At 64.2% G+C, this 23,321-nt stretch carries 20 protein-coding genes and 1 tRNA gene; 14 read left to right on the forward strand and 7 right to left on the reverse strand.

Going from position 1 to position 23,321, the window contains the following annotated elements; genetic code table 11:
• Window positions 1-712: 16S rRNA (uracil(1498)-N(3))-methyltransferase (locus ACSQ3E_RS27985; protein ID WP_436125168.1), on the forward strand; the 712-nt coding region annotated here is incomplete at its 5' end.
• A 3-nt stretch (window positions 713-715) separates the two neighbouring features.
• Here ACSQ3E_RS27985 and ACSQ3E_RS27990 read toward each other — a convergent pair.
• The gene (locus ACSQ3E_RS27990; protein ID WP_436125169.1) at window positions 716-1,624 is read right to left on the reverse strand and encodes an alpha/beta hydrolase family protein; all 909 of its coding nucleotides are present in this window, start codon (window positions 1,622-1,624) and stop codon (window positions 716-718) included.
• A gap of 78 nt (window positions 1,625-1,702) precedes the next feature.
• Here ACSQ3E_RS27990 and ACSQ3E_RS27995 point away from each other — a divergent pair, with 78 nt between their 5' ends.
• From ACSQ3E_RS27995 to ACSQ3E_RS28020, 6 genes are all read left to right on the forward strand, one after another.
• Window positions 1,703-2,278 carry a TetR/AcrR family transcriptional regulator gene (locus ACSQ3E_RS27995; protein ID WP_436125170.1) on the forward strand — a complete coding sequence of 192 codons (576 nt, stop codon included), beginning with the start codon at window positions 1,703-1,705 and terminating at the stop codon, window positions 2,276-2,278.
• 190 nt (window positions 2,279-2,468) lie between these two features.
• Window positions 2,469-3,842 carry a glutamate--cysteine ligase gene (locus ACSQ3E_RS28000; protein ID WP_436125171.1) on the forward strand — a complete coding sequence of 458 codons (1,374 nt, stop codon included), beginning with the start codon at window positions 2,469-2,471 and terminating at the stop codon, window positions 3,840-3,842.
• A gap of 75 nt (window positions 3,843-3,917) precedes the next feature.
• Window positions 3,918-4,829, forward strand: a complete 912-nt coding sequence (locus ACSQ3E_RS28005) for a DUF937 domain-containing protein (protein ID WP_436125172.1) — start codon at window positions 3,918-3,920, stop codon at window positions 4,827-4,829.
• Between the two features lie 23 nt (window positions 4,830-4,852).
• Window positions 4,853-5,674, forward strand: a complete 822-nt coding sequence (locus ACSQ3E_RS28010; protein ID WP_436125173.1) for a DUF6597 domain-containing transcriptional factor — start codon at window positions 4,853-4,855, stop codon at window positions 5,672-5,674.
• An 86-nt stretch (window positions 5,675-5,760) separates the two neighbouring features.
• A complete protein-coding gene (locus tag ACSQ3E_RS28015) occupies window positions 5,761-6,114 on the forward strand; it encodes a VOC family protein (RefSeq protein WP_436125174.1) in 354 nt (117 codons plus the stop codon).
• 1 nt (window position 6,115) lies between these two features.
• Window positions 6,116-6,475 carry a DoxX family protein gene (locus ACSQ3E_RS28020; protein ID WP_436125175.1) on the forward strand — a complete coding sequence of 120 codons (360 nt, stop codon included), beginning with the start codon at window positions 6,116-6,118 and terminating at the stop codon, window positions 6,473-6,475.
• Window positions 6,476-6,620: 145 nt separating this feature from the next.
• Here ACSQ3E_RS28020 and ACSQ3E_RS28025 read toward each other — a convergent pair whose 3' ends face one another.
• Window positions 6,621-6,911 carry a DUF1127 domain-containing protein gene (locus tag ACSQ3E_RS28025; protein ID WP_436125176.1) on the reverse strand — a complete coding sequence of 97 codons (291 nt, stop codon included), beginning with the start codon at window positions 6,909-6,911 and terminating at the stop codon, window positions 6,621-6,623.
• A gap of 178 nt (window positions 6,912-7,089) precedes the next feature.
• Between ACSQ3E_RS28025 and ACSQ3E_RS28030 the strand changes: the two genes are divergently transcribed.
• Together ACSQ3E_RS28030 and xseA are read left to right on the forward strand one after the other, a co-directional pair.
• Entirely contained in the window at window positions 7,090-8,046 is a 957-nt protein-coding gene (locus ACSQ3E_RS28030) for a LysR substrate-binding domain-containing protein (protein WP_436125177.1), read from the forward strand.
• A 56-nt stretch (window positions 8,047-8,102) separates the two neighbouring features.
• Entirely contained in the window at window positions 8,103-9,683 is a 1,581-nt protein-coding gene (gene xseA / locus ACSQ3E_RS28035) for an exodeoxyribonuclease VII large subunit (protein WP_436125178.1), read from the forward strand.
• A gap of 12 nt (window positions 9,684-9,695) precedes the next feature.
• On the opposite strand, the gene ACSQ3E_RS28040 is transcribed toward xseA, so the two are convergent.
• Window positions 9,696-11,576, reverse strand: a complete 1,881-nt coding sequence (locus ACSQ3E_RS28040) for an AsmA family protein (protein ID WP_436125179.1) — start codon at window positions 11,574-11,576, stop codon at window positions 9,696-9,698.
• A gap of 182 nt (window positions 11,577-11,758) precedes the next feature.
• Here ACSQ3E_RS28040 and ACSQ3E_RS28045 point away from each other — a divergent pair, with 182 nt between their 5' ends.
• Window positions 11,759-13,717 (forward strand): acetoacetate--CoA ligase, encoded by a 1,959-nt coding sequence (locus ACSQ3E_RS28045; RefSeq protein ID WP_436125180.1) that lies wholly within the window; start codon window positions 11,759-11,761, stop codon window positions 13,715-13,717.
• 256 nt (window positions 13,718-13,973) lie between these two features.
• On the opposite strand, the gene ACSQ3E_RS28050 is transcribed toward ACSQ3E_RS28045, so the two are convergent.
• From ACSQ3E_RS28050 to ACSQ3E_RS28060, 3 genes are all read right to left on the reverse strand, one after another.
• Entirely contained in the window at window positions 13,974-15,593 is a 1,620-nt protein-coding gene (locus ACSQ3E_RS28050; protein ID WP_436125231.1) for an ABC transporter permease, read from the reverse strand.
• Between the two features lie 274 nt (window positions 15,594-15,867).
• Window positions 15,868-16,914: a Fe(3+) ABC transporter substrate-binding protein gene (locus ACSQ3E_RS28055; protein WP_436125181.1), complete on the reverse strand. Its 1,047-nt coding sequence runs from the start codon at window positions 16,912-16,914 to the stop codon at window positions 15,868-15,870.
• A gap of 248 nt (window positions 16,915-17,162) precedes the next feature.
• Window positions 17,163-21,014: a PAS domain S-box protein gene (locus tag ACSQ3E_RS28060; RefSeq protein ID WP_436125182.1), complete on the reverse strand. Its 3,852-nt coding sequence runs from the start codon at window positions 21,012-21,014 to the stop codon at window positions 17,163-17,165.
• 241 nt (window positions 21,015-21,255) lie between these two features.
• Between ACSQ3E_RS28060 and ACSQ3E_RS28065 the strand changes: the two genes are divergently transcribed.
• The 4 genes from ACSQ3E_RS28065 (at window position 21,256) to ACSQ3E_RS28080 (ending at window position 22,790) form a co-directional block, all read left to right on the forward strand.
• A complete protein-coding gene (locus tag ACSQ3E_RS28065; RefSeq protein WP_436125183.1) occupies window positions 21,256-21,714 on the forward strand; it encodes a phasin in 459 nt (152 codons plus the stop codon).
• Between the two features lie 259 nt (window positions 21,715-21,973).
• Window positions 21,974-22,050, forward strand: a tRNA-His gene (locus tag ACSQ3E_RS28070).
• 116 nt (window positions 22,051-22,166) lie between these two features.
• Window positions 22,167-22,460, forward strand: a complete 294-nt coding sequence (locus ACSQ3E_RS28075; RefSeq protein ID WP_436125184.1) for an I78 family peptidase inhibitor — start codon at window positions 22,167-22,169, stop codon at window positions 22,458-22,460.
• A 27-nt stretch (window positions 22,461-22,487) separates the two neighbouring features.
• Entirely contained in the window at window positions 22,488-22,790 is a 303-nt protein-coding gene (locus tag ACSQ3E_RS28080) for a hypothetical protein (protein ID WP_436125185.1), read from the forward strand.
• Between the two features lie 97 nt (window positions 22,791-22,887).
• Here the strand turns inward: ACSQ3E_RS28080 and ACSQ3E_RS28085 are convergent, their stop codons facing one another.
• Window positions 22,888-23,199 (reverse strand): hypothetical protein, encoded by a 312-nt coding sequence (locus tag ACSQ3E_RS28085; protein ID WP_067965203.1) that lies wholly within the window; start codon window positions 23,197-23,199, stop codon window positions 22,888-22,890.
• Window positions 23,200-23,321: the final 122 nt, after the last annotated feature.

Raw genomic sequence — 23,321 nt, forward strand, 5'->3', positions numbered from 1 at the left:
ACGGCTATTCGTGCCTGATGACCTCTCTGCTGGCTCGGCCTTCGACGCCGACCCGCAGCAGAGCCACTATCTCGCCCATGTGCTTCGCCTCGGCGAAGGCGCTGAGGTGCTGCTGTTCAACGGCCGCGATGGCGAATGGTCGGCAAGGATCACAGGCAGGACCAAGAAGGCGGTGCGGCTCGAGGTTCTCGAACTGCAGCGACCGCAACCCGCGCATCCCGACCTCGTCTATTGCTTTGCGCCGCTCAAGGTCGGTCGGCTCGACTATCTCGTGCAGAAGGCCGTCGAGATGGGCGCTGGCACAATGGTGCCCGTCATCACCCAGCACACGCAGTTGGCGAAACCAAGCATCGACCGGCTGCGGGCCAACGCCGTGGAAGCCGCCGAGCAATGCGGCATCCTGGCCATTCCAGACGTGCGAGACGCAGTGAAGCTGGAGCAGCTGCTCGCCGGATGGGACAAGGAGCGGCGGCTGATCTTCTGCGACGAGGACGCCTCGACCAACAATCCGATGGCTGCGCTGCAGGGGATCAAGGAGCGCAAGCTGGCGCTGCTGGTCGGGCCGGAGGGCGGCTTTTCCGACGAGGAACGCCGCATGTTGCGCGCCCTGCCCTTTGTCACGGCCATTCCTCTGGGGTCGCGCATCCTGCGCGCCGACACTGCGGCCGTGGCAGCCCTTGCCGTCATCCAGGCAACGATCGGCGACTGGTAGTCGTCAGAGCACCTTGCCCGGCCACGGATTGATGCCGTCGCGCAGCCACAACAGCGTGTCGAGCCAGAAATCGGGCGCATGGCGGCTGTGGAACAGGCCGAAATGGCCGATCTCACGTTTGTCGAAGTCGCCGGGCGACAGCAGCACCTGCGTCGTGTTCGAACCGGTGTAGTAGCCAAGCGCACGGCTGATGGCTTGCGGCGTGCCGATCTCGTCATCGGTGAGGCAGACGGCGAGGATGGGCGCGGTCACCGCGGCAAAGCGGCGAAGGACGTCGCCGCGCTCCGCCTCGGGGTGGCTCAGCTCGATACGCGCGCTACGAAAGCTCCACTCGTTAGCGACCCCCTTGGGCAGATCCTCGAGCCAGCCGACCCGCTTTCCAGGGAAGTAACCGCAGAGGGCGGTGATGACGGGCATGGCCACATGCCATTTGAGAAACAGCCGCGGGCGGTGGGCGGCGGCATAGTCGCGCCAATAGGCGTATTGAGCGCCAACCGTGAGCATGCGGGTGATGCCAGGCGCGGATTCAGCCAGGCCGGGCAAGACGCCGCCGATGCTGTGTCCCACCACCATCAGGGGCGCGCCGGGATCGAGGCGCCTGGCCAGCCGCAGCACCGCCTCGAAATCGCGTTCGCCCCAGTCGCGCCAGCGATGGCCGCAACCGCGCAGTCGCACCGTGCGCGAAGCACCGATGCCGCGATAGTCATAGGTGACGACGTCGAAGCCGCGACCGGCGAGAAACATCGCATAGCGATGATAGTAGCTGGCAAGCACGCCGGTGGCCGGGTTGACGATGACGGTGCCTACCTTTTCGCCACGCGCGTGCGGCCAGATATGACCACGCAGCACGACACCGTCGGCGCATACGACCTCGATTGATCTGGGCTCGCTCACAAAAACGGCAATCGACATGGTTCACCTCGCTTTTCGCCCTCAAGCGCTAGCGAAATCCCCTTCCCAGCTACACTCACTAGTCGGTATACTTTTCGGATGAAGACAGCCGGGAAACCGACGCGCCAGCGCATCGTCGATGCGGCATCGAAGCTGTTTTATGGCGAGGGCATCCGTGCCGTCAGTGTCGATGCCGTGGCCGAAAAGGCGGGGCTTACCAAGCGCACGCTCTATTATCACTTCCAGAGCAAGGACGAGCTGATCGCTGCCTATCTCGACGGCCGCGACCAGCCCAATCTGGCGCTGTTCCAGCGCTGGTTCGAAGAAGCGGAGGGCGGGATCGACCAGAAAATTCGGGCGATCTTCGAGAATCTCGCCAAATCCGCGCGGCACCCCAGATGGAAGGGCTGCGGCTATCTGCGCACAGCAGCCGAACTGGCGGATATGCCCGGGCACCCCGCGATCAAGACCGGCATCGCGCACAAGAAGCGCGTCGAGGCCTGGTTGGCCAGCGCCTTCGCCGCCGAGGGCGTCAGGTCGCCCGAGCTTCTGGCGCGGCAGATCATCCTGTTGCTCGACGGCTGCTTCGCCATCGTCCTGCTCAACCGGGACGCCTCCTATATGGAAACCGCCGGCGAGGCTGCGGCGACGCTGGTGAAGGCGGCGCTAGCGTAAACCAGTCGCAAAAACCGCGGATTTGGGACGTGCAGTCCGCAACAGGACAAATCCAAGCATCAAGATTTCACTATCGGCACCCGAAACGATCAATTCCTGTTGACGAAGGCTCAGGATTTTTCGCTTGATCGGCGAGCGCTCGATCGTCCATCAAGCGCCCGCGGTCCTTCCGCCTTCAGGAGAAGCATACATGGCGCGCGACACCACCGATTTCCGGCCTATCGAGGGGATGGACGAACTCGTCGGCTATCTCGCAGCCGGCAACAAGCCGCGCGACAAATGGCGGATCGGCACCGAGCACGAGAAATTCCCGTTCTATGTCGACGGTAACGCGCCTGTTCCTTATGGCGGCGACCGCGGCATCCGCGCGCTGCTCGAAGGCATGCAGAAGACGCTCGGCTGGGACCCGATCATCGACGCCGGGCGCATCATCGGCCTCGTCGAGCCGACCGGCCAGGGCGCCATCTCGCTCGAGCCGGGTGGGCAGTTCGAGCTGTCCGGCGCGCCGCTCGAAACGATCCACCAGACCTGTCGCGAGGGCAATGCGCATCTGGCACAGCTGCGCGAGATCGCAGAACCGCTCGGCATCCGCTTCCTCGGCCTCGGCGGCAGCCCGAAATGGACGCTGGCCGAGACGCCGCGCATGCCCAAGTCGCGTTACGACATCATGACCGCCTACATGCCGAAGGTCGGCACCAAGGGCCTCGACATGATGTACCGGACCTGCACCATCCAGGTGAATCTCGACTTCGAAAGCGAAGCCGACATGCGCCGCAAGATGCAGGTGTCGCTCAAGCTGCAGCCGCTGTCGACGGCGCTGTTCGCCAACTCGCCCTTCACCGACGGCCGCCCCAACGGCATGCAGAGCTGGCGTGGCGACATCTGGCGCGACACCGACAACCAGCGCTCGGGCCTGCTCGAATTCTGCTTCTCGCCGGAATTCGGCTTTGCCGACTATGTCGAATGGGCGCTCGACGTTCCGATGTATTTCGTCATCCGCGACGAGCAGTACCGCGACATGACGCACATCACCTTCCGCCAGTTCATGGCAGGTGCGGCACGCAACGAAATCCCCGACGGCATGCCGACGATGGGCGACTGGGCCAACCACCTGTCGACGCTGTTCCCCGACGTGCGCCTCAAGCGTTTCCTCGAGATGCGCGGCGCAGATGGCGGCCCGTGGCGTCGCATCTGCGCCCTTCCCGCCTTCTGGGTCGGCCTGCTCTATGACCCGGCAACGCTCGATGCCGCCGAAGAACTCACCCGCAACTGGACCTATGCCGAAACGCTGGCGATGCGCGACGCCGTGCCCGAGCAAGGCATCGCGGCCCCGTTCCGCAACACCACGCTGCGAGAGATCGGACGCGAAGTACTGGCACTGTCGCGCCAGGGGCTCGTCAATCGCGGCCGCAAGAATCGCGAAGGCTTCGACGAGGCCGGCTTCCTCAACACGCTCGACGAGGTGATCGCGCGTGGTACGACGAGTGCCGAGGAAATGCTCAACGCCTACAACACGCGCTGGGGCGGTTCGATCGAACCGGCGTTCCTGGAGTATGCCTACTAGGCTCCGATAGCCCCTTCAATCGACGCTGGAAACGCTCTACGTTTCTCCTCGGCTCAAGCTCCTGAGGAGGAAAAAATGCTGCCATTGTTCGAGATGCTGGCCAATGCCCAGAACGGCAACGGCATGGAGGCGCTGTCGCGCCAATTCGGGCTGAGCCAGCAGCAGACGCAATCGGCGATCGAGGCGCTGATGCCGGCATTCAGCCAGGGGCTGAAGCGCAATGCGTCTGATCCCTATGGCGTGGGTTCCTTCCTGCAGGCGATGGCGAGCGGCCAGCATGCCAAATATTTCGAGGACGCGTCCCGCGCCTTCTCGCCTCAGGGCGTCGACGAGGGCAACGGCATTCTCGGCCACCTGTTCGGCTCGAAGGATCTGTCGCGCGCGGTTGCCGGCCAGGCGGCGCAGGCGACCGGTATCGGCCAGGACGTGCTCAAGCAGATGCTGCCCGTCATCGCCTCGATGATCATGGGCGGGCTGTTCAAGCAGTCGACGGGGCAGATGCAGGCGGCGAGCGGCATGGGCGGCGGCAACAACCCGCTCGGCGAGATCATCGAGCAGATGATGCGCCAAGGTGGCGGCATGATGGGCGGCGGCCAGCAACCACAGCAGCGGGCGCCGCAGCAGACCCAGGCGCCCGATCCCTTCGACAACCCGTTCGGCAAGGTGCTCAAGGACATGTTCGGTGGCGGCCAGGGTCAGCCGCAACCCTCGCCGCGCCAGCAGGCGCCGCAGCAGAGCCCCTATGGCGACAACCCGCTCGGCAAGATTTTTGAAGAGATGCTCGGTGGCGGCCAGTCTGCGGAACCCGAGCCACAGCCAAGGCAGCGGCCGCAGGAGCAGGCCAATCCGAGCGGGCGGGCGAAGAACCCCTATGACGACCTGTTCGGCAAGATGTTCGAGACCGGGCGCCAGCAGCGCGACGACTACCAGAAGGGTGTCGAGTCGATCTTCGACCAGTTCAGCAAGGGCATGGACAGGTATCGCTGATCACCTGCAAGGCTTGATGCTCGATGCGAACCTCGCCTGAGATGTCAACCGGTGGCGGCGCGAACAAGTCTACGGTGCCGGTGCTCGCCAATTGCCTCGGGCACTACGACGAGCAGGCACCGATGCCAGGCCTCGACGCGCATTTCCAATGCGTGTGGACCAACGCCATCCCCAGGGATCATTTCGGGCCTGTGGCCGTCGTGCCGGACGGCTGCGTCGACCTGTTGTGGAAGGACGGACGGCTAGAGGTCGTCGGACCGGATGTGGTCGCCGCCAATCCCGAGTTGCGTGGCGGAACGACGGTGCTGGGCATTCGCTTCCGCCCGGGAGCGGCACTCCGCTGGCTCCGTACACCTATGAGCGCGATCGTCGGCCAGGCGGTTGACCTCGCCGACCTCTGGGATCCAGCCGTTGCCCGCGACCTGTGCGAGCGGATCGGCGATGCGCCGACCATCGAACGGCAGGCCGCCGTGCTGCAGCAACAGCTGCTCAAGCAGCTTCCCGAGCTGGAGCGCCCGGCGCGCGACGCAGGTGCAATCTTTGCGGCAATGGCATCGGGGTCGGATGACGTCGGCGGCAGGATTTCGTCGCTGGTGGATCGCCTTGAGATCAGCGAGCGCACGCTGAGGCGGCGCAGCCACGACTATTTCGGCTATGGACCAAAGACGCTGGACCGTATCCTGCGTTTCCAGAACTTCCTTTCCCTCGCGCGCTCGCAGGGCAAGCAGCGCATGGCAGGCCTTGCCTACGAGGCCGGTTATGCAGACCAGGCGCATCTCGGCCGCGAGATCCAGACTTTGTGCGGCATGACCGCCGGAAGCTTCGTGCGCCAGTTCCATAGCTGACTGGGGCTGACTGGCCGTTTCGTTCAAGATTTCCGGCACCCCATTCGGTATCGGCGGCTATCCCCAAGAAACGCAGGAGATTTGCCATGGGTACGAGCGGAAACGATCGACGGATCGACAACATCGAATTCAACGTCAGCGACATCGCGCGGTCGCGTGAATTCTATGGCAAGGCCTTCGGCTGGAGCTTCACCGACTACGGCCCGACCTATTGCGAATTCACCGACGGCCGACTGACCGGGGGACTTACCACAGGCGGCCCGGTGAGATCAGGTGGACCGCTGGTGATCCTCTATGCCAATGATCTCGCCGCAACACAGAGCCGCCTTGAGGCTGCTGGCGCCAGGATCGTCAAGCCTGTGTTCGAATTTCCCGGCGGCAGGCGTTTCCACTTCGCAGATCCCGACGGCTACGAACTGGCGGTGTGGTCGGCGAATTGAGATGGCAACGATGGCCGAGAACCTCGGCTTCATCTTGCTCGGCGGCGTGTTCGTCTGGGCTGGTGTCGAACATTTCTGGAATTTTCGCACTGTTACCGGCTACCTGACCGACAAAGGGTTTCCGGCGGCGGCACTTCTGCTTGCCCTGGGCTCGATCGTCGAGATCGTCGCCGGCCTGTGCCTGGCGATCGGCGTGATGCGTCCTTACGCGGCGGTGGCGCTGATCCTGTTCACCATCGCCGCGTCACTGATGGCGCTCAATTTCTGGCGCTATACGGGTGCGGAGAGACAAGGGCTGCGCTCGTCATTCATCATCAACTTCGCCGTCGTCGGCGGGCTCATCCTCGCGGCTGCTGCTTAAGGAAGAACGTCGCAAATCTGATCTGAATGCCAGAGGAACGCCTCCCAGATACGAAAAAGCCCGGTCCTTGGGAGGACCGGGCAGCATGCAGGCGAGGCCGGCGGGGACCGGCTGGGAGTGGGGAGCCTGCAAAAGCAGATTTCGGCTATGCGACGCGGCGCGCCATGACTTCGATGTTTTCGCTGCGCGCCTGCCTGATCGAGCGAAGACGCACGGTCGGGTCGGTGGCGAACGGCAGGTCGACAGCCACGCACAGATCGCTGCGGGTCAGGCCGACATCGGCGAGCTCGGTGTCGCTCAACTCGCCAAGGCGATAGAAGGCGCGGCGATTTTTCCAGGCACGGAAGAGATCGGCGGTATAATTGACGATACGCATCGCATTCACCGGCCGAGCCGCGGAATGCGTCGTCTCAGTGCAATGGTCGAGCGTGGTCATGACGATCTCCTCTCAGATCGGGGACAAACGGGTCCCGTTCCGATCGACGCTCCTTCAGCCGCCGCATCGGTTCCGATTCACATGCCTCATGTGGACAATGCGAGATTGCCATCAGCGTATTGATTAATCCAACGAATGTTTCTAATCTTTACCATCAATGTTCATGATGGAAACGTCGATGGCCGCTCCGCTCGATCTTGACCAGCTCCATACCTTCATCTCCATCGTCGACACCGGCAGCTTCACGCGCGCCGCCGACGAGGTGCACCGCACGCAGTCGGCGGTGTCGATGCAGATGCGCCGTCTCGAGGACCGCATCGGCAAGGCGCTCTTCGAAAAGGAAGGGCGCATGAACAAGCTGACTGAAGAAGGCGAACGCCTGCTCACCTATGCAAGGCGGCTGCTGCACCTGAACCGCGAGACGCTGGCCGCCTTCGACGACAAGGCGCTGGAGGGCACGGTCCGCATCGGCGTGCCGGACGACTATGCCGACCGCTTCCTGCCCGAGATCATGGCGCGCTTCTCGCGCTCCAATCCGCGCGTCGAGCTATCGGTGCTATGCGAGCCGACCGTCAATCTTGCCGACCAGATCCGTCGCGGCAATCTCGACATCGCGCTGGTGACCCAGTGTGAGGACACGCGGCCGAGCGAGATCGTGCGCAACGAGCCGCTTCTGTGGGTGTCGTCGGCCAGCCACATGGTGCATGAGGAACCGATCCTGCCGATGGCTTTCGGCCGCCCGACTTGCCAGTGGCGGCAGATGGCGACGGAACGGCTCCAGGCCAGCGGCCGCGAGCACCGCGTGCTGTTCACCAGCTGGTCGGCCAATGTCATCACCGCCGCCGTGCTGGCTGGCCTCGCCGTATCAGTACTGCCCGAATGCGCGCTTCGGCCGGGCATGCGCGTGCTTGGCGAAGCCGACGGCTTCGGTGCCTTGCCCGATTGCCAGATCGGCATCTTGCGCGGCCATTCCAGCCGGCCGGAGATTGTCGACGCGCTGGCCCGGCATATCTCGGAGAGCCTCGACAACATCTCGGTGCCGCTGACAGAGGAGAGCGGGACGTTCGATTTCGCAGCCCTTGCCGCCGCGCGCGGCCGGCGGCTCAAGCCGAGCCACATCATGCCGGGATGGTAGTCGGCAACTGAGCCGCAAAGCTTGACGAGCAGGGCCACGCGGCCCTCAATCGCGCCATGAACGAACTTGCCACCGAATCACGCACCAACGCTGCCGAATACACCGTCAGCGAGATTTCCGGCGCGCTGAAGCGCACCGTCGAGGACGCCTTCGGCAATGTGCGCGTGCGCGGCGAAATCTCGGGCTATCGCGGACCGCATTCGTCGGGCCATGCCTACTTCTCGCTGAAGGACGATCGTTCGCGCATCGAGGCGGTGGTGTGGAAAGGCACGATGAGCCGGCTGAAATTCCGTCCCGAAGAAGGGATGGAGGTGATCGCCACCGGCAAGCTGACCACCTATCCCGGTTCGTCGAAATACCAGATCGTCATCGACAATCTCGAGCCCGCCGGCGCCGGCGCGCTGATGGCGCTGCTGGAAGAGCGCAAGCGGCGACTGGCCGCCGAAGGCCTGTTCGACGACCGCCGCAAGCAGCTTCTGCCGTTCATGCCGCTGGTGATCGGCGTGGTGACGTCGCCGACCGGTGCCGTCATCCGCGACATCATCCACCGCATCAAGGATCGCTTCCCGCTGCATGTGCTGGTCTGGCCGGTGCGGGTGCAGGGCGAGACGTCGGGCGCGGAAGTGGCCGCTGCGGTCAACGGTTTCAATGAGCTGCCCGAGCTCGGCACTATTCGCCGCCCCGACCTTCTGATCGTGGCGCGTGGCGGCGGCAGCCTCGAAGACCTCTGGGGCTTCAACGACGAAGCGCTGATCCGCGCCGTTGCGGCATCGCACATCCCGGTCATCTCGGCCGTCGGCCACGAAACCGACTGGACGCTGATCGACCTTGCCGCCGACAGGCGTGCGCCGACACCGACGGGTGCCGCCGAGCTTGCAGTGCCGGTCAAAGCCGAACTCGAGGCCGTGCTCGCCAATCTTGGCGCACGGCTGCGCGGCGCTGTTTCCCGCATGATCGACCGGCGCAGACAGGCAGTTCGCGCGGCCGCACGCGCCCTGCCCACCCCCGACCAGTTGCTGGCGTTGCCGCGCCGCCGCTTCGACGAGGCAACCAGCCGGCTTGGCCGCGCGCTAACCGTCACCACCGAGCGCAAGCGCGCCCGGCTGTCCGCCGTGCGGCTGTCGCCGGCGACGCTGGCCCGGCGCATCGGCGAGACGCGCCGTCATCTCGACCGCGACATGCTGCGCGCCGACGCAGCGCTTCGGGCGATGGTGCGCGAAAAGCGCATACGCTTCGACCGCACCAAGGGACGGTTGTCGCCGGAACCGCTGGTTCGGCGACAGGAGACCTTTGGCCAGCAGCTCACGGCGCTCGAACGCCGCGCTACGCTGGCGGTCGGACGCAGGCTGGAACGAGCGCGGACGAGCCTGTCGCAGGCCGACCGGCTGATGGCGACGCTGTCGCACAAAGCGGTGCTGGCGCGCGGTTTCGCGCTGATCCGCGATGCTGACGGAACGGTGCTGAAACGTGCCGCCGAGGTGGCCACGGATGCTGCGCTGTCGATCGAATTTGCCGACGGTACCACAAATGCGATAGCCACCAGCGGCGATGCGATCGTCGGCGAGGCCAAGCCGAAGCCGGCGGCGAGGCCCGCTGCGAAGGCTAGGGAACCTGGCAATCAGGGCAGCCTGTTCTAAAGCGATAGAGGGTCAGTCGCCCGTCGGCGACGAGATCACCGGTGCCACCAGCGGCGAAATGAACGGTGCGCTCCACGAGCCGCCGACGAAGAACGCCGTAGGCGGCACTGCCGGTGCGACCGGGGTTGTCGTCGTCGAGGTGGAGGCGGTGATTTCCTTGGCTTCGACCGCGCCCGAGAGCGCGAGCCCACGCCCGACATAAGGCACGATGCCGGTCAGCCAGATGCGGCTCGTCGGCGTGCGCGCCTCGGCCTTGTCGATCTTGGCAACGCCGTTGGAGATCGTCGCCTTGAGCTCGACGCCGTCGACCGGCAGCGTGCCGCCCGAGACCTCGTCGAGCGAGAAGAAGCCTCGGTCGGCCGTACGCTTGAGGAAGGCCGGCAGGTCGAGCCCGACAATGGCACCGACGCCGAAGGTGGCGGCGACCGAGCCGTTGGCATTTTCCAGCAGCGTGTTCCAGTTCAGGCCCGGGCCCTGGAGGATCACCGACACCGTGCCACGGCCGATCGGCACGATGTGGCTCATGCCGGCCGCCGTTCCAAAAGCGCCGCCATCGATATCAGACGCGAGCAGCCGCATCTCGGCCTGCGTGCCGCCCGGCTTGCGGTCGAAACGAATGCTGGCCTGGACATTGCCGCCAAAGGCTTCAGCGTCGGAAATATCGAACGCCGCCAACCCGCCCTTGACCTGCGCCGTGGCCGCGACCTCGGCGAGTGCTATGGAACCGGCCGTGGCCTTTGTCGCCGACAGCCTGAGGTCGAGATTGATGCGGTCGGAGAAGCTGGTGTCGATCTCGACCTTGCTGGCTGCACCGTTTGCCGGTGCCATCGGCGCGAAGGACGAGGCAAAGGTCATCAGGTCGAGCGTGTCGAAAGCCAGCGTTCCCGAAACTGACGGCACCGGCCCGTCGAACGACATGTCGAGGATGCCCATGCCGGGATTGCCGTCGAGCGTGACCTGTGCGTTCTCGATCTTGAGGCGGGAAAGATCGCCTGTGATCTTGGAAGCGAGCGAGATCGAGCCGACCGGGCTGCCCGGCAGGATGCCCGGCCTGGACCATTCCAGCATGCGCCGGAAGGATGGCGACACGATCTTGGCCTGGCCGTCGACATGCGCGTCGGGACCCATGTCGATGGTACCGTCGAACGAGGCTTCGACCGGTGCCGATTTCAACGAAGCGACGATCGGCGCCTCACCACCGGCAAACAGCATCAGCGGGCGCGGCGACGACAATTCGAGCGCCACCTGCTCGCCATGCCACACGCCGGTTGCGGCCAGCTTGCCGGCCTTGTTCAGCGCCGGCAGGCTGGCCTTGCCGGTGAGGTCTGTCAGGATCTCGTCCTCGCCCTCGTCGGAAACGGCGACGACACGACCGTCGATGAACTCGACGGCGCCGAACTCGTCATCAGGCAGCGCGCTGAGGTCAGGTTCGACAGGGTTCGACGTGACGGTGGCACGCGCGCGCTCGATAGCGCGGCTGAGGCGCCCGCCGGTCGAATGCGGCATCTCCACGCCGCCATCGGCAAGGCGCTTCAGGCGCAAAGTCGGGCGGATGAAATGCGCGTCGGAGAAATCGACATTGCCGCTGAGTGCTGAAAGCGCCGACAGCTCGATCTCAACGCGTTCGGCCTCGATGACCGGCGAGCCCTGCTCGTCATCCCAGTCGGTCAGGGTCACGTCGGTCAGGGTAGCCCGGAACACCGGCCAGATCTCGATGTCGGGCGTGCCCTCGATCGAAACGCGGAAGCCGCTCCACGCGCTCATCTCGAAGGCGATGCGGTCCTTGACGATCTGGGTGGAAGCGATAAACGGCACTGCGGCAATCGTAGCGGCGATCAGGACGATGAGTCCTGTGATCGCCCAGATGCTGCGCCTGAACAGTGGTGATGGCATGTTGCCCTTGTGCCGCCCGTGCTGCGCCGTTGTGGCTAACGGGTGTAACCGAGTAACGCGGCATTTCAAGTCTTTGTGGCCATGCGATGACGTTTGCGCACAGCGCAATGGCGCTAATCGACATTTCCTTGATCTGCTGCAGTGCGACATGCATAACCATGCGCGTTCTGGGAGAGATGCTAATGACTGTCGAAAAGCCACTTTGGACGCCCTCGTCAACGCAGGTGGCGCAAGCGCCCCTAACGGCGTTCATGGCTGCGGCGGGCGAGCGCGCCGGCCAGTCATTCGCGAATTATGCCGAGCTGCATGCCTGGTCGATCGATGATCGCGAGGCGTTCTGGGACCTGGTCTGGGACTTTTGCGGCGTCATCGGCGACAAGGGCAGTCGCGTGCTCGTCGACGGCGACAAGATGCCTGGGGCGCAGTTTTTCCCCGATGCCAAGCTGAACTTCGCGCAGAACCTGTTGCGCGGCTCTGGCAATGGCGAGGCCATCGTCTTCCGCGGCGAGGACAAGGTCGAGCGCCGGCTCAGCTGGGACGAACTCGCGGCACTTGTGTCGCGGCTGCAGCAGCTGTTCGTCTCGCTCGGCGTGACCAAGGGCGACCGGATCGCTGCGATGATGCCGAACATGCCAGAGACGGTGGCCGCAATGCTCGCAACCGCCTCGCTTGGCGCCGTGTGGTCGTCATGCTCGCCCGATTTCGGCGAACAGGGCGTGCTCGACCGCTTCGGCCAGATCGAGCCAAAACTGTTCATCGCACCCGATGGCTACTGGTATGCCGGCAAGCATATCGAGGTGGGATCGAAGATCGCGGCCGTTGCCGACAAGCTCGGCAGCGTCGCCAAGGTGCTGGTCGTCGACTATCTCGGCACCGCCGGTGATGTCGCCGCCACCATAGGCAGGGCCGAGGCGCTCGACGACGCGCTGGCACCGTTCGCGGCAAAGGCCGTGACGTTCGAGCCCCTGCCCTTTTCGCATCCGCTCTACATCCTGTTTTCGTCGGGCACGACCGGCATTCCCAAATGCATCGTACATTCGGCCGGCGGCACGCTGATCCAGCACGTCAAGGAACTGCGCCTTCATGCCGGGCTCAAGCCAGGCGACCGCTTCTTCTACTTCACCACCTGCGGCTGGATGATGTGGAACTGGCTGGTCTCGGGCCTGGCCGCTGAGGCGACGCTGTTGCTCTATGACGGCTCGCCATTCCATCCCGACGGCAACGTGCTGTTCGACTTCGCCGATGCCGAGAAGATGACCTATTTCGGCACCTCGGCGAAATTCATCGATTCCGTGCGTAAGGCAGGTCTCAGGCCCATCGACAGCCATGACCTCGGCAGTGTGCGCACCATATCGTCGACCGGCTCGCCGCTGTCGCCGGAAGGCTTTGATTTCGTCTATGACGGGATCAAGAAGGACATCCACCTCGCCTCGATCTCGGGCGGCACCGACATCGTGTCGTGCTTCGTGCTCGGCGTGCCGACCGAACCGGTCTGGACCGGCGAGATCCAGGGCGCCGGCCTCGGACTTGCCGTCGATGTCTGGAACGATGACGGCAAGCCGGTGCGCCAGGAGAAGGGCGAGCTGGTTTGCGCCAGGGCGTTTCCGGCGATGCCGATCGGCTTCTGGAACGATCCCGACGGCAAGAAGTATCATGCCGCCTATTTCGAGCGCTTCGACAATGTCTGGTGCCATGGCGATTTCGCCGAATGGACCGTCCATGGTGGCATGATCATCCATGGCCGCTCGGACGCGACGCTGAACCCTGGCGGGGTGCGCATAGGCACCGCCGAGATCTACAACCAGGTCGAGCAGATGCCGGAGATCGCCGAAGCGATCTGCATCGGGCAGGACTGGGACGATGATGTGCGCGTGGTGCTGTTCGTCCGCCTCGCGTCCGGCGTCACTCTCGACGAAAACCTGGAAAAGCGCATCCGGACAAAGATCCGCACCGGCGCCAGCCCGCGCCACGTGCCGGCGAAGATCGTCGCCGTGACCGACATCCCGCGCACCAAGTCGGGCAAGATCACCGAACTCGCGGTGCGCGACATCGTCCATGGCCGCGCCGTCAAGAACAAGGAGGCGCTCGCCAACCCCGAAGCGCTCGATCTCTACAGCGACATCGAGCAACTCAGGAGCTGAGCCGAAGCGGCATGCTTAACAAGAGGTAACCACCAAATTTACCTAGACTTCAGGAGTGGTACACTTTCGTAAATTTTTCATCACTGAGGTAAGGAGCTGTTAAGGTTCGACCGCGATAGTCGATGTCAACTTGAGGGAGAAATCCCGCTCCTCATCTTTGAGGATTGCCAGTTCAGCTCAAGTCCCCGTTGAAACAGCATCTACCTTCAAGGCGCCCCAGCGGCGCCTTTTTCTTTAGCTTGACCTAAAGAAGAACTTAGAGCGACGCTTCGGCGTCGCGCACCAGTGCGCCCGAAAGCAGCACCACCGGCACCATGGCGGTGATGATGATGGCGATTGCCGCCACCGCCCCCTCCTCCGGCACGCCGCGCGAGGCGTTTTCATAGACATGCGTCGCAAGTGTGCTGAAGCCGAAGGGCCTGAGCAGGATGGTCGCCGACAGTTCCTTGACTGTATCGACGAAGACCAGAACCGCGGCTGTCAGGATCGCCGGCTTGAGCAATGGCAGCAGCACGCTGGTGGCGCTTTGCGCCGGAGTCTTGCCGAGGCTGCGCGCGGCTTCGTCGAGGCTGCCCGGCAACTTCTCCATGCCGGAGCGAACGGCACCCTCGGCAAGGGCGACGAAGCGGATGGTGCAGGCGATGATCACCGCCGCGGCCGAGCCGGTGAGCAGGAGCCCGGTCGAAAAGCCGAGCCATGTGCGCGCGAAGGCATCGAGCGAATTGTCGAAGCGCGCCAAAACGAACAGCAGGCCGAGCCCGAGGATACCGCCGGGAAGCGCGTAACCGACCGAGGCAAGCCGCACGGTGGCGGCCATGGCGCGACCTTTCGACAGGCGCTGGGCATTAAGCAGGAACAGCGCGATGACAACGGTGAAGGTGGCCGTCAGCGACGCGGTCATCAGGCTGTTGAGGAATGCGCTGGCCACGTCGGGCGAAACGAACTGCTCGAGCCGGCGCGAGGCATATTGGCCGAAGATGGTGATCGGCACGCCGAAGCCGCTGAGGATCGGCAGCGACACGGCGGCAGGCAGGGCAAAGCGCCGCCAGCCTTTGAGTGCTGTGCGTGGCGGATGGACCTTGAGATGTGTGCCGCGCCCGGAATGGAAGCGCTGACGCCGGCGTGCCCATTGCTCGGCGACGAGCAGAAGCAGGACAAGTACCAGCATCAGGATGGCGATCTGGGCGCCGCCCTCGAGGCTGCCGCGGTTGAGCCAGGTAGTGTAGACGGCGACCGTCAGCGTGCGGACGCCGAAATATTCGGCAGCACCGATGTCGTTAATCGTCTCCATCAGCACTAGGGCGACACCGGCAACGATGGCCGGGCGCGCCACGGGCAGAAGCACGCGCCAGAACACGCGCGCCGGCGACGCGCCGAGCGTGCGGGCGACGTCGGCGATGTTGCGGCCCTGCATCAGGAAGACGATGCGGGTGGTGAGATAGACGTAGGGGTAGAGCACCGAGGCGAGCACGAAGGCCGTGCCCCAGGTCGAGCGGATGTCGGGAAACCAGTAGTCACGGATCGTCTGGAAGCCGAAGATGTCGCGGACCAGGCTCTGCACCGGTCCCTGATAGTGGAAGAATTCGCCAAAGGCATAAGCCGCGAGATAGGGCGGCACCGCCAGCGGCAGCACCAGCGCCCAGGACAGGATGCGGCGGAAGGGGAAGTCATAAGCGACGACCGCCCAGGCGCAGGCGACGCCGGCAATCGAGGTCAGTGCCGCGACCATGGCCAGCAGCGCCAGCGTCGTGCGCGTGGCGCCGGGCAGCACGTTGGCGATCAGATGCGGCCAGTCCTCGCCGCTACCGGAGAGCGCTACGAAGGCCAGCGACAACACCGGCAGGATGACGACGACGCCGACGGCGAGCGCCAGCATGCCGATCAGCGGATGGCGCAGGCGCTTGACGGGCAAAGGCCGGGCGTTCGCGGCTGACGCCACGCCTGATACTTCCGCATCTGCTCCGCCTGTCGTCGGCAAAGATCAATCCCCTCTGGAGCGCCGTGTCCGCTGGATGCACGACCGACGCTCCAAGTCCGTCGAATCTGCGCATCGCCCCTCAATCGATGCCGATTTTCGGGCCGAGGCGCCAATGCAGAAAAGCCGGACCGATCGCCCGGCCCGGCTTTTCCTCAGTTCATGTCGCTGCCTATCAGCTGCTCGGGCCGTCGTCGAGACCGACGCGGTCAACCATTTCCGAAGCAGCCTTGCGGCCCTTGGCGATGTCGACCAGCGGCAGGGTGTCGGCGTTGAGCGTGCCGAACGCCTTGACCGTCTCGGACGGCTCGAGACCCGGCTCGACCGGATACTCGTAGTTCTTCTCGGCGTAGACCTGCTGGGCCTTATGGCTGGCGAGGAAGCGGATCAGCTTGACGGCGTTGTCACGGTTCGGCGCGTTCTTGGCGAGTGCGGCACCCGAAATGTTGACGTGGGTCAGGCCGTTTTCGAAGGTCGGGAACAGCACGTTGATGGCGTTGCCCCATTCCTTTTCCTTCGGGTCCTTCTCGTTGTTACGCATCAGGCCGACATAGTAGGTGTTGCCGATGGCGATGTCGCACTCGCCGGCAGCAATCGCGCCAGCCTGCGGACGGTCGCCGCCGTCAGGCTTCTTGGCGAGGTTGGCCTTGAGCCCCTTCATCCACTCTTCGGTCTTTTCCGGACCCCAATGAGCGATGGCGGACGAGAACAGGGCGAGGTTGTAGTCGTGCTGGCCCGAACGCATGCAGATCTTGCCCTTCCACTTGGGATCGGCGAGCTCGGCATAGGTGATCGCCGTGTCCTTGACGCGATCCTTCGAGGCATAGATCACGCGGGCGCGCTTGGTGACGCCGAACCAGTTACCATCAGGATCGCGATACTCGGCCGGCAGCAGCTTGTTGACTTCCTCGTCGACCAGCGGCTGGGTGACGCCCTTCTCCTTGGCGGAGGTCAGGCGGGCGATGTCGACGGTCATGATGACGTCGGCGGGCGAATTGGCGCCCTCGGCCAGAATGCGCTCCTCAAGACCCTTGTCGAGGAACAGCACTTCGGTCTTGATGCCGGTCTCGGCGGTGAAGGCCTCAAGAACCGGCTTGATCAGATCAGGCTGGCGATAGGTGTAGATGTTCACGACGCCATCGGCGAGCGCCGACGTGGTGAAGAGTGCGGCAATGGCAAGCGCGCCGCCTGCAATGGCCGACCTGGCGTTTCCAATCTTCATTTTTCTCTCCTGGCCAAAGGGGGCAAATTCCCTCGAGGAACTCATGGCAGCCTCGATTTCGAGACTGCCTCCCCTATGGTCATCGTGACTCTTGCGGTCAAGTTTAAAGGCCAGCCATATCAATAGTTTAGAAGAATTCTAAACTGGAGCATTTCGTACCGGATTCAATGGCTTGTTCGACAATTTCTAACAATCGCATGGCTTGTTCACGAAAATGTGCGAAAATGTCGCACCTCACTAACAAGCCACTACTCGGCAAGGACCCTAGTCGAGGGGAAAGTCACCTCGACTAGTGTGCCCTCGCCGGGCGTCGATGCGATGGCAAAACGGGCGCGATTGGCCTCGACCATGGCCTTGGTCAGCGGCAGTCCGAGACCGGTGCCGTCGCCGCGCGAGCGCTTCAGCGAGTTGATCTGCTTGAACGGCTTCAGCGCCTGCTCGATCTCGGCCTGGCTCATGCCGATGCCGGTGTCGCGCACCCGCATGACGATGTCGCCCGAGGTTTCGTAGGAGGTCGAGACAATGACCTGACCGCCGGCCTGGGTGTAACGCACCGCATTGGACAAGACGTTGAGCGCGATCTGGCGGATGCTACGCCGGTCGGCGACGATCTCGGGCAGGCGCGAGGCAAAGCTGGAGCGGATGATGACACGTTCACGGTTGGCCTGCGGCTGCATCATCGCGACAGTCTCGGCCAGCGTGTCGTTGAGCGACACCGCCTCATAGTCCATCTCCTGCTGCCCGGCCTCGATCTTAGAGATGTCGAGCAGATCGTTGACCAGCGACAGCACATGGTTGCCGGAGCGGTTGATGTCGCGGAGATAGTCGCGGTAGCGGTCGTTGGCGACCGGGCCGAACTTCTCGTCGACCATCAGCTCGGAAAAACCGATGATGGCGTTGAGCGGCGTGCGGATCTCGTGGCTGATGCGGGCGAGGAAATCGGTCTTCTGCGACGACGAGCGCTCGGCCACGGCACGGGCCTGGGTCAGCTCTTCCTCGGCACGCTTCCACTGGGTGATGTCGCGGACGACGGCGCAGAAACCGCTGTCGTTGGGCAGGCGGCCGATGGTCATGAACAGCGGAATGAAACGGCCTTGCGCCTCACGGCCGATGACCTCGCGGCCATCGTTGAGCACGCTCGCCACCCCATGTTCGGACAGCCCGACGAGATAGTCGCGCGCGGCGCGCTGGCTCTCGATGGCGAACAGCGAATAGAACGGCTTGCCGGTGACCTCGTCGCTGTCAAAGCCGAACAGAGCCTCGGCCGGACGGCTGATCGAACGGATGGCGCCGTCGCGGTCGATCAGCACCACACCATCGGTGGCGGTGTCGATGATCGTGCGCATCTCGGCGAGACGCTCTTCGAGTTCGGCGACCTGCTCGACCGCACCTTCGACATCGTCGTCGGCGCTGATGCGGCGGACGACGAGCATCAGCGCCTTGCCGTCCTGCCATGGCACCGAACGCAGCACCGCCTCGATGGGGAACTCCTCGCCGTCGCGGGTCTTCAATTTGAGATCATGGTCGGAACCGGGCTCGTCGCCATAGCTCTCGGCGAACAAGGCATCGAGGCCGCCGGCCCGCGCCAGTTCGTCGACCGAGCCGTAACCGGTTAGGTCAAGGAACTCCGCATTGGCGTAATGCAGCACGTCACCGGCATGGATCAGCACCGGCACCGGCAGCTGCTCGAGAATGGGTGCATCGACGGGCGTGTCGCGGCCGGCGGCGAAGGACGGGATGACGTCCTCGGCGCGTAGCGGCGGCTTTTCCGGCTGGTCACGATCGATGTCGACGATGGGCTCGACCGGCCGCACTGACGACAGCGATACGATTTCCGCGCTCTCAAGCGGAGGCTGCTCTACGGGCGCGGGCAGAGCCGCATCAACCGTCTCCGGCGCCGCGGCATCCACCGCTCCATTCGGCTCCGGCTTTTCCGCCAAAAGCTCGTGCTCAGGGGCTTCGGCGGTCACCAGCTCATTCTCGGCAGTTTCCGCAGCCGCCGCTTCAGTATAGGCGGCGATCTCGGCCGAGGCGGCCTCGCCATTCTTTTCCGGAACAGGCGTTTCCGCTGCGACCTTCGCCGCTGCCGGCTTCTCCGAGTCAAGGGTCTCGCCGGCGGCGGCTTGCTGCCTTGCCGCGACGATCTCATGCGCCCGCTTGAGCTTTTCGCCGATCTCGCGGAAAGCGCTGCGCTCGGTGCTGGACAGGCCCTTGCCGTTGGCAGGCTCCTCCGCCGTTGTCGGCCGATGCTCGGCCAGGCGGATCACCTTGTCGGAATAGCGCCGATCATGCCTGCGATCGATCTCGAGGGCAGGCACTTCGCCGGCAAAGGGATCGTCGGCATTGTTCGGGCCGGAAGCCCGCACAGGCGGCTCGACGGGACGAGATTCCGAAACTTCGGCCGCAGCTTCGGGCGCCGTCGCGGCGGGCTCGGCTGCAGTGAGCCCCGCAACGGCCGGTTCGACGGTTGCGGCTTCAGCAGCTGTCGATTCGACGGCGGCAGGTTCGGCTGCAGCCGGCGCTTCCTCTACGACAGCTTGCGACGCGGCATCTTCCGGATGCTTGCCGTTGGGAACCAGCGCCAGCCCGATGCGCTCGTGGTCGATGACCGCCTCACCGGGGCGTGCGACGCCAAAGCCGCGAAAACCTTCGAAACTGCGGTCGCGGCCATAGACCGGCAATGCGGCGAGGTCGACAGGGATACGCCTGTCGGTGCCGGCGACAGGCCAGAGCACGGAACGGCCGGACCAGGTGTCGCGGCGCTGCAAGAGACCTGCGATCTCGCCTGATGGGTCGAGCTCGAAGGTGGTCGAGACATCCTGAAAACGGCGGCCGACGACATCGGCAGCATGATCGCCGACAACGGCCGCGAACTCCGGCGAGATGGCGCTGAAGCGGCCTTCGGCGTCAGTGCGCCAGACAAATCGGACAGGGGCCGTCGAACGTTCTGGTGCTGGCCTGGGTGGTGCCGGCTGCGATGGCGCGGGCTGTGCGGCCACAGGCGTTTCGATCACCGCAGCCGGGTTTTCCGAAGTCTGCGGAACGTCCGCCGATTCGGCGACCGGCTCCGGCGACACCGGCTGGGCGACCTGCTCTGACGGCGTCGCTGGCTGGACAACCGGCTCAGGTGCGGAGGTCGCCCCCTCAATAGGCACGTCGCCTACGGCAGGCTCCACGGCTGCCGCTTCGATAACGTCAGCATCGACCGGCGGTGCAACGGGTCTGTTGGCCATCGCCGCCCGGACGGTGGCGCCGGCCCGGCTTTCACGTTCCTCAGGGCTGAAATACCAATGGTCATGGTCGGCGTGGTCGTGCGCTGGTGCAGGTGCAGGTGCAGGTGCAGGTGCAGGTGCAGGAATGAGGCTGCCTTTCGGCTCGACTTGCAATGCATCAGCGCTGGCGGCACGCACGTCCAACTCCTCGGCGGCGTCTTCCATAACCTCCAGGCGTTCGTCGACCACCACCAGTAGGTGTCGTGCCGGCTCGTCGGTCAGCCGGGCTAGGCCGGCGGGTAGATAGCCGCCGGTCGCGGGGATGGCCCGCTTGATGATGCGGTCGCGCTCGCGGCCGACTGCCGAAACCAGCCCGGCCAATGTCGAAGGCGCGATGCCAAGCCTGGCAAAGCCGTCGGTTGCGGCCTCGACCTCGCCATGGGCGTCGAGGAAAGCCAGGAAATGCCCCTGCTCGGTGAAGCCGCTGATGGCGTTGGCGGCGATGTCTCTGGCCCCGCGCGCGCTGGCGGGAACGGCGAGCATGATGGCGGTCGCGCCATCCGGCAGCCGGACCGAACTGGCGACGAACGCGACGGCGGTGCTCGTCAGGCCCGATGCGACGCGCACCATGATGGAGCGGTCGCGGCCGATTTCGGGAAAGCCTGAGGTCGCTGATATCTGGCGACGGGCGATCGGCCCCAGCCGCGACGGCGCGCCAATCACCGCATCGATGTCGTCATAGCCGAGCACGGCAGCGCCCGGGCCATTGGCCCAGAGCACGTCCTCGAGATCGACCGACAGCACGACGATAGCGTCACCGGCAGCGAAACGCTGCCTGACACGATCAACGACCGCGACGTCGATAAAGGAATAAGCTGCTGACGGCATTCACATGTCCCGCAAGGCGCGCATTCTCACAATTAACGCTTTGTTAATAAAAGCCGTCATCGCTCAGGTCTAGCAAACAGCTGTCATAGAGCGAGATTATTCTCGTCACGTGGTTAACCCGCGCCGGCCTGAAATGGTGCACTGCAACATGGATATTGCAATGCACAATAAGATGCCCTATATGAGAGTTGCGAATAAACGAGACGGGTGAACCACCCCGTCCAGTCCACAGGGTGAGACAATGTCCAAGACCAAGACCGCAGAATTCGCAGATACCGTTGAACTGCCGAGCTTCGACGTTTCCAAGGCCTCCGACCAGTTCCGCGCCTTCGCCGAAAAGGGCGTCGAGCAGTCCAAGGAAGCCTACACCAAGCTCAAGACCGGCGCTGAAGAAGCCCAGAAGACCATCGAGACCAGCTACGAGACCGCCCGCAGCGTGACCAACGAGCTGTCGCTCAAGGCGATTGCCGCGCTCCGCACCAATGCCGAGGCCGGTTTCTCGCACCTCGAAGCTCTCGCTGGCGCCAAGACGCTGTCGGAAATCGTCGAGCTGCAGACCTCTTATCTGCGCAGCCGCGTCGAGCAGACCGTCGAGCAGGCCAAGGAATTCCAGGCCGTTGCCTCGAAGGCCGCCGAAGACGTTTCGAAGCCGGTCAAGACCGCTTTCGAAAAGGCGCTGAAAGACCTCAAGGCCGCTTGATCGCGCCTGAACCAGATACCCGGCGGGTGGTTCCTCCTCCCTCTGCCTGCCGGGCGAAGCGGCCAGCACCTCCTCCCGCTGGTCACATAAAGGAAAAGGCCGGCACCTCCTCCCGCCGGCCTTTTTCTTATTTTAGGCGGCCCCGGAACGCCTGAAATCAAGGACTTCCCACAGGCAGTGCAAATCGCCGCAGTGGAATATGCGCAAAGCTCTTGAAATGCGTCCGAAGAGTCCGTATTGACGCCGCACCAACAGGTACGCGGTTGTAGCTCAGTTGGTTAGAGCGCCGGATTGTGGATCCGGAGGTCGGTGGTTCGAGCCCACCCAACCGTACCATTTTCTCCCCCAAAGACAGTTTCAAGCATCGATGACAGGCAGCGTCGCCTTGCGCATAGTGCAGCCGCATTCCGGCCTGATCGTCTGCTGAAATCGCGAATCAAAGGACCTTGCCCATGATCGACCTGCGCGTTGCAGCCGGCATTGCCACGGCGATGATCGTTCTCGCCGGATGCCAGAAAGAGCCTGCGACAGGACAGCCGACATCAGGAATCTGCGATCGCACTGCTGCAGAATCACTTGCCGGCAAGGACCGGCTCGCCGACGACGAGGTGAAGCGCCTCACCGGTGCGACCATCGTTCGCCAGCACAAGCCGGGTGATCCGGCGACGATGGATTTTCGCCAGGAGCGCGTCACCGTCGAAACCGACCCCACGAACGGCAAGATCGTCCGCGCGTTCTGCGGCTGACATCGACCCGAACGCAGGCGGCCAGTCATGCCCGATGCGAAGTCCCTGGATCTTTCGAGGTTGCGTGAGATCGCCTGGTCGACCTGGGACCCCATCGGCCTGCTCGCGCCAGGTGCAGACTGGCGCAACGAACCCTTCGCCGACGAATATGACAGCTACCTGATCGAGGCCGCGTCCGGGCGCCGGAATGGCTGGCCGGTGGAGAAGGTTACGGACTACCTGCTGTCGCTTGCCAGCGACCACATGGGGCAATCGGAGGTTTCCGCGTCGGCGGCAGAAGCAACTGCCAAGGCCATTGCGAACTACCTGCGCGAATTGGACCACGGTTAAGCGGCGCTAATTCGAAAACGAAAACGGCGCGCTTCATCTGAAGCGCGCCGTTTTGCTGTCCCAAAGGGACGAAAATGCACCGCGATGGCGGAGGTGCTTACTGGCAGGGGGCCAGGTAGGTCACCGGCTTGCCGTAACGGTCGTACATCGGCCGGCCGCGGTTGTCGTACTGGTGGTAGCGGCATTCGCCGGGTGCCGTGCCCGCGCCGATCATCGCGCCGGCAAGGCCGCCGATGACAGCGCCCGCGACCGTGGCACCGGTGTTGCCGCCGATGGCCTGGCCAACGAGTGCACCACCCACGGCGCCAACGGCACCGCCGCCGACGGCACGTTCCTGCGGGGTGTTACAGGCCGTAGCGGCCAATGCGACGAAAGACAAAGCTGCAGCTGTGGCTAGAAAACGCGTCATCAACCCTACTCCTTGAAACAATCGCCACGACGCTATCATGGCGACTTTTGCTTATCCAGAGGCATATCCTTGGAAACTCTGGCCTTTTCGGCCGCTCCAGGGTTCTTTCCTTATGCCCGGCA

The sequence above is a fragment of the Aminobacter sp. LjRoot7 genome, from assembly GCF_964252895.1.
Classification (GTDB): domain Bacteria; phylum Pseudomonadota; class Alphaproteobacteria; order Rhizobiales; family Rhizobiaceae; genus Aminobacter; species Aminobacter aminovorans_B.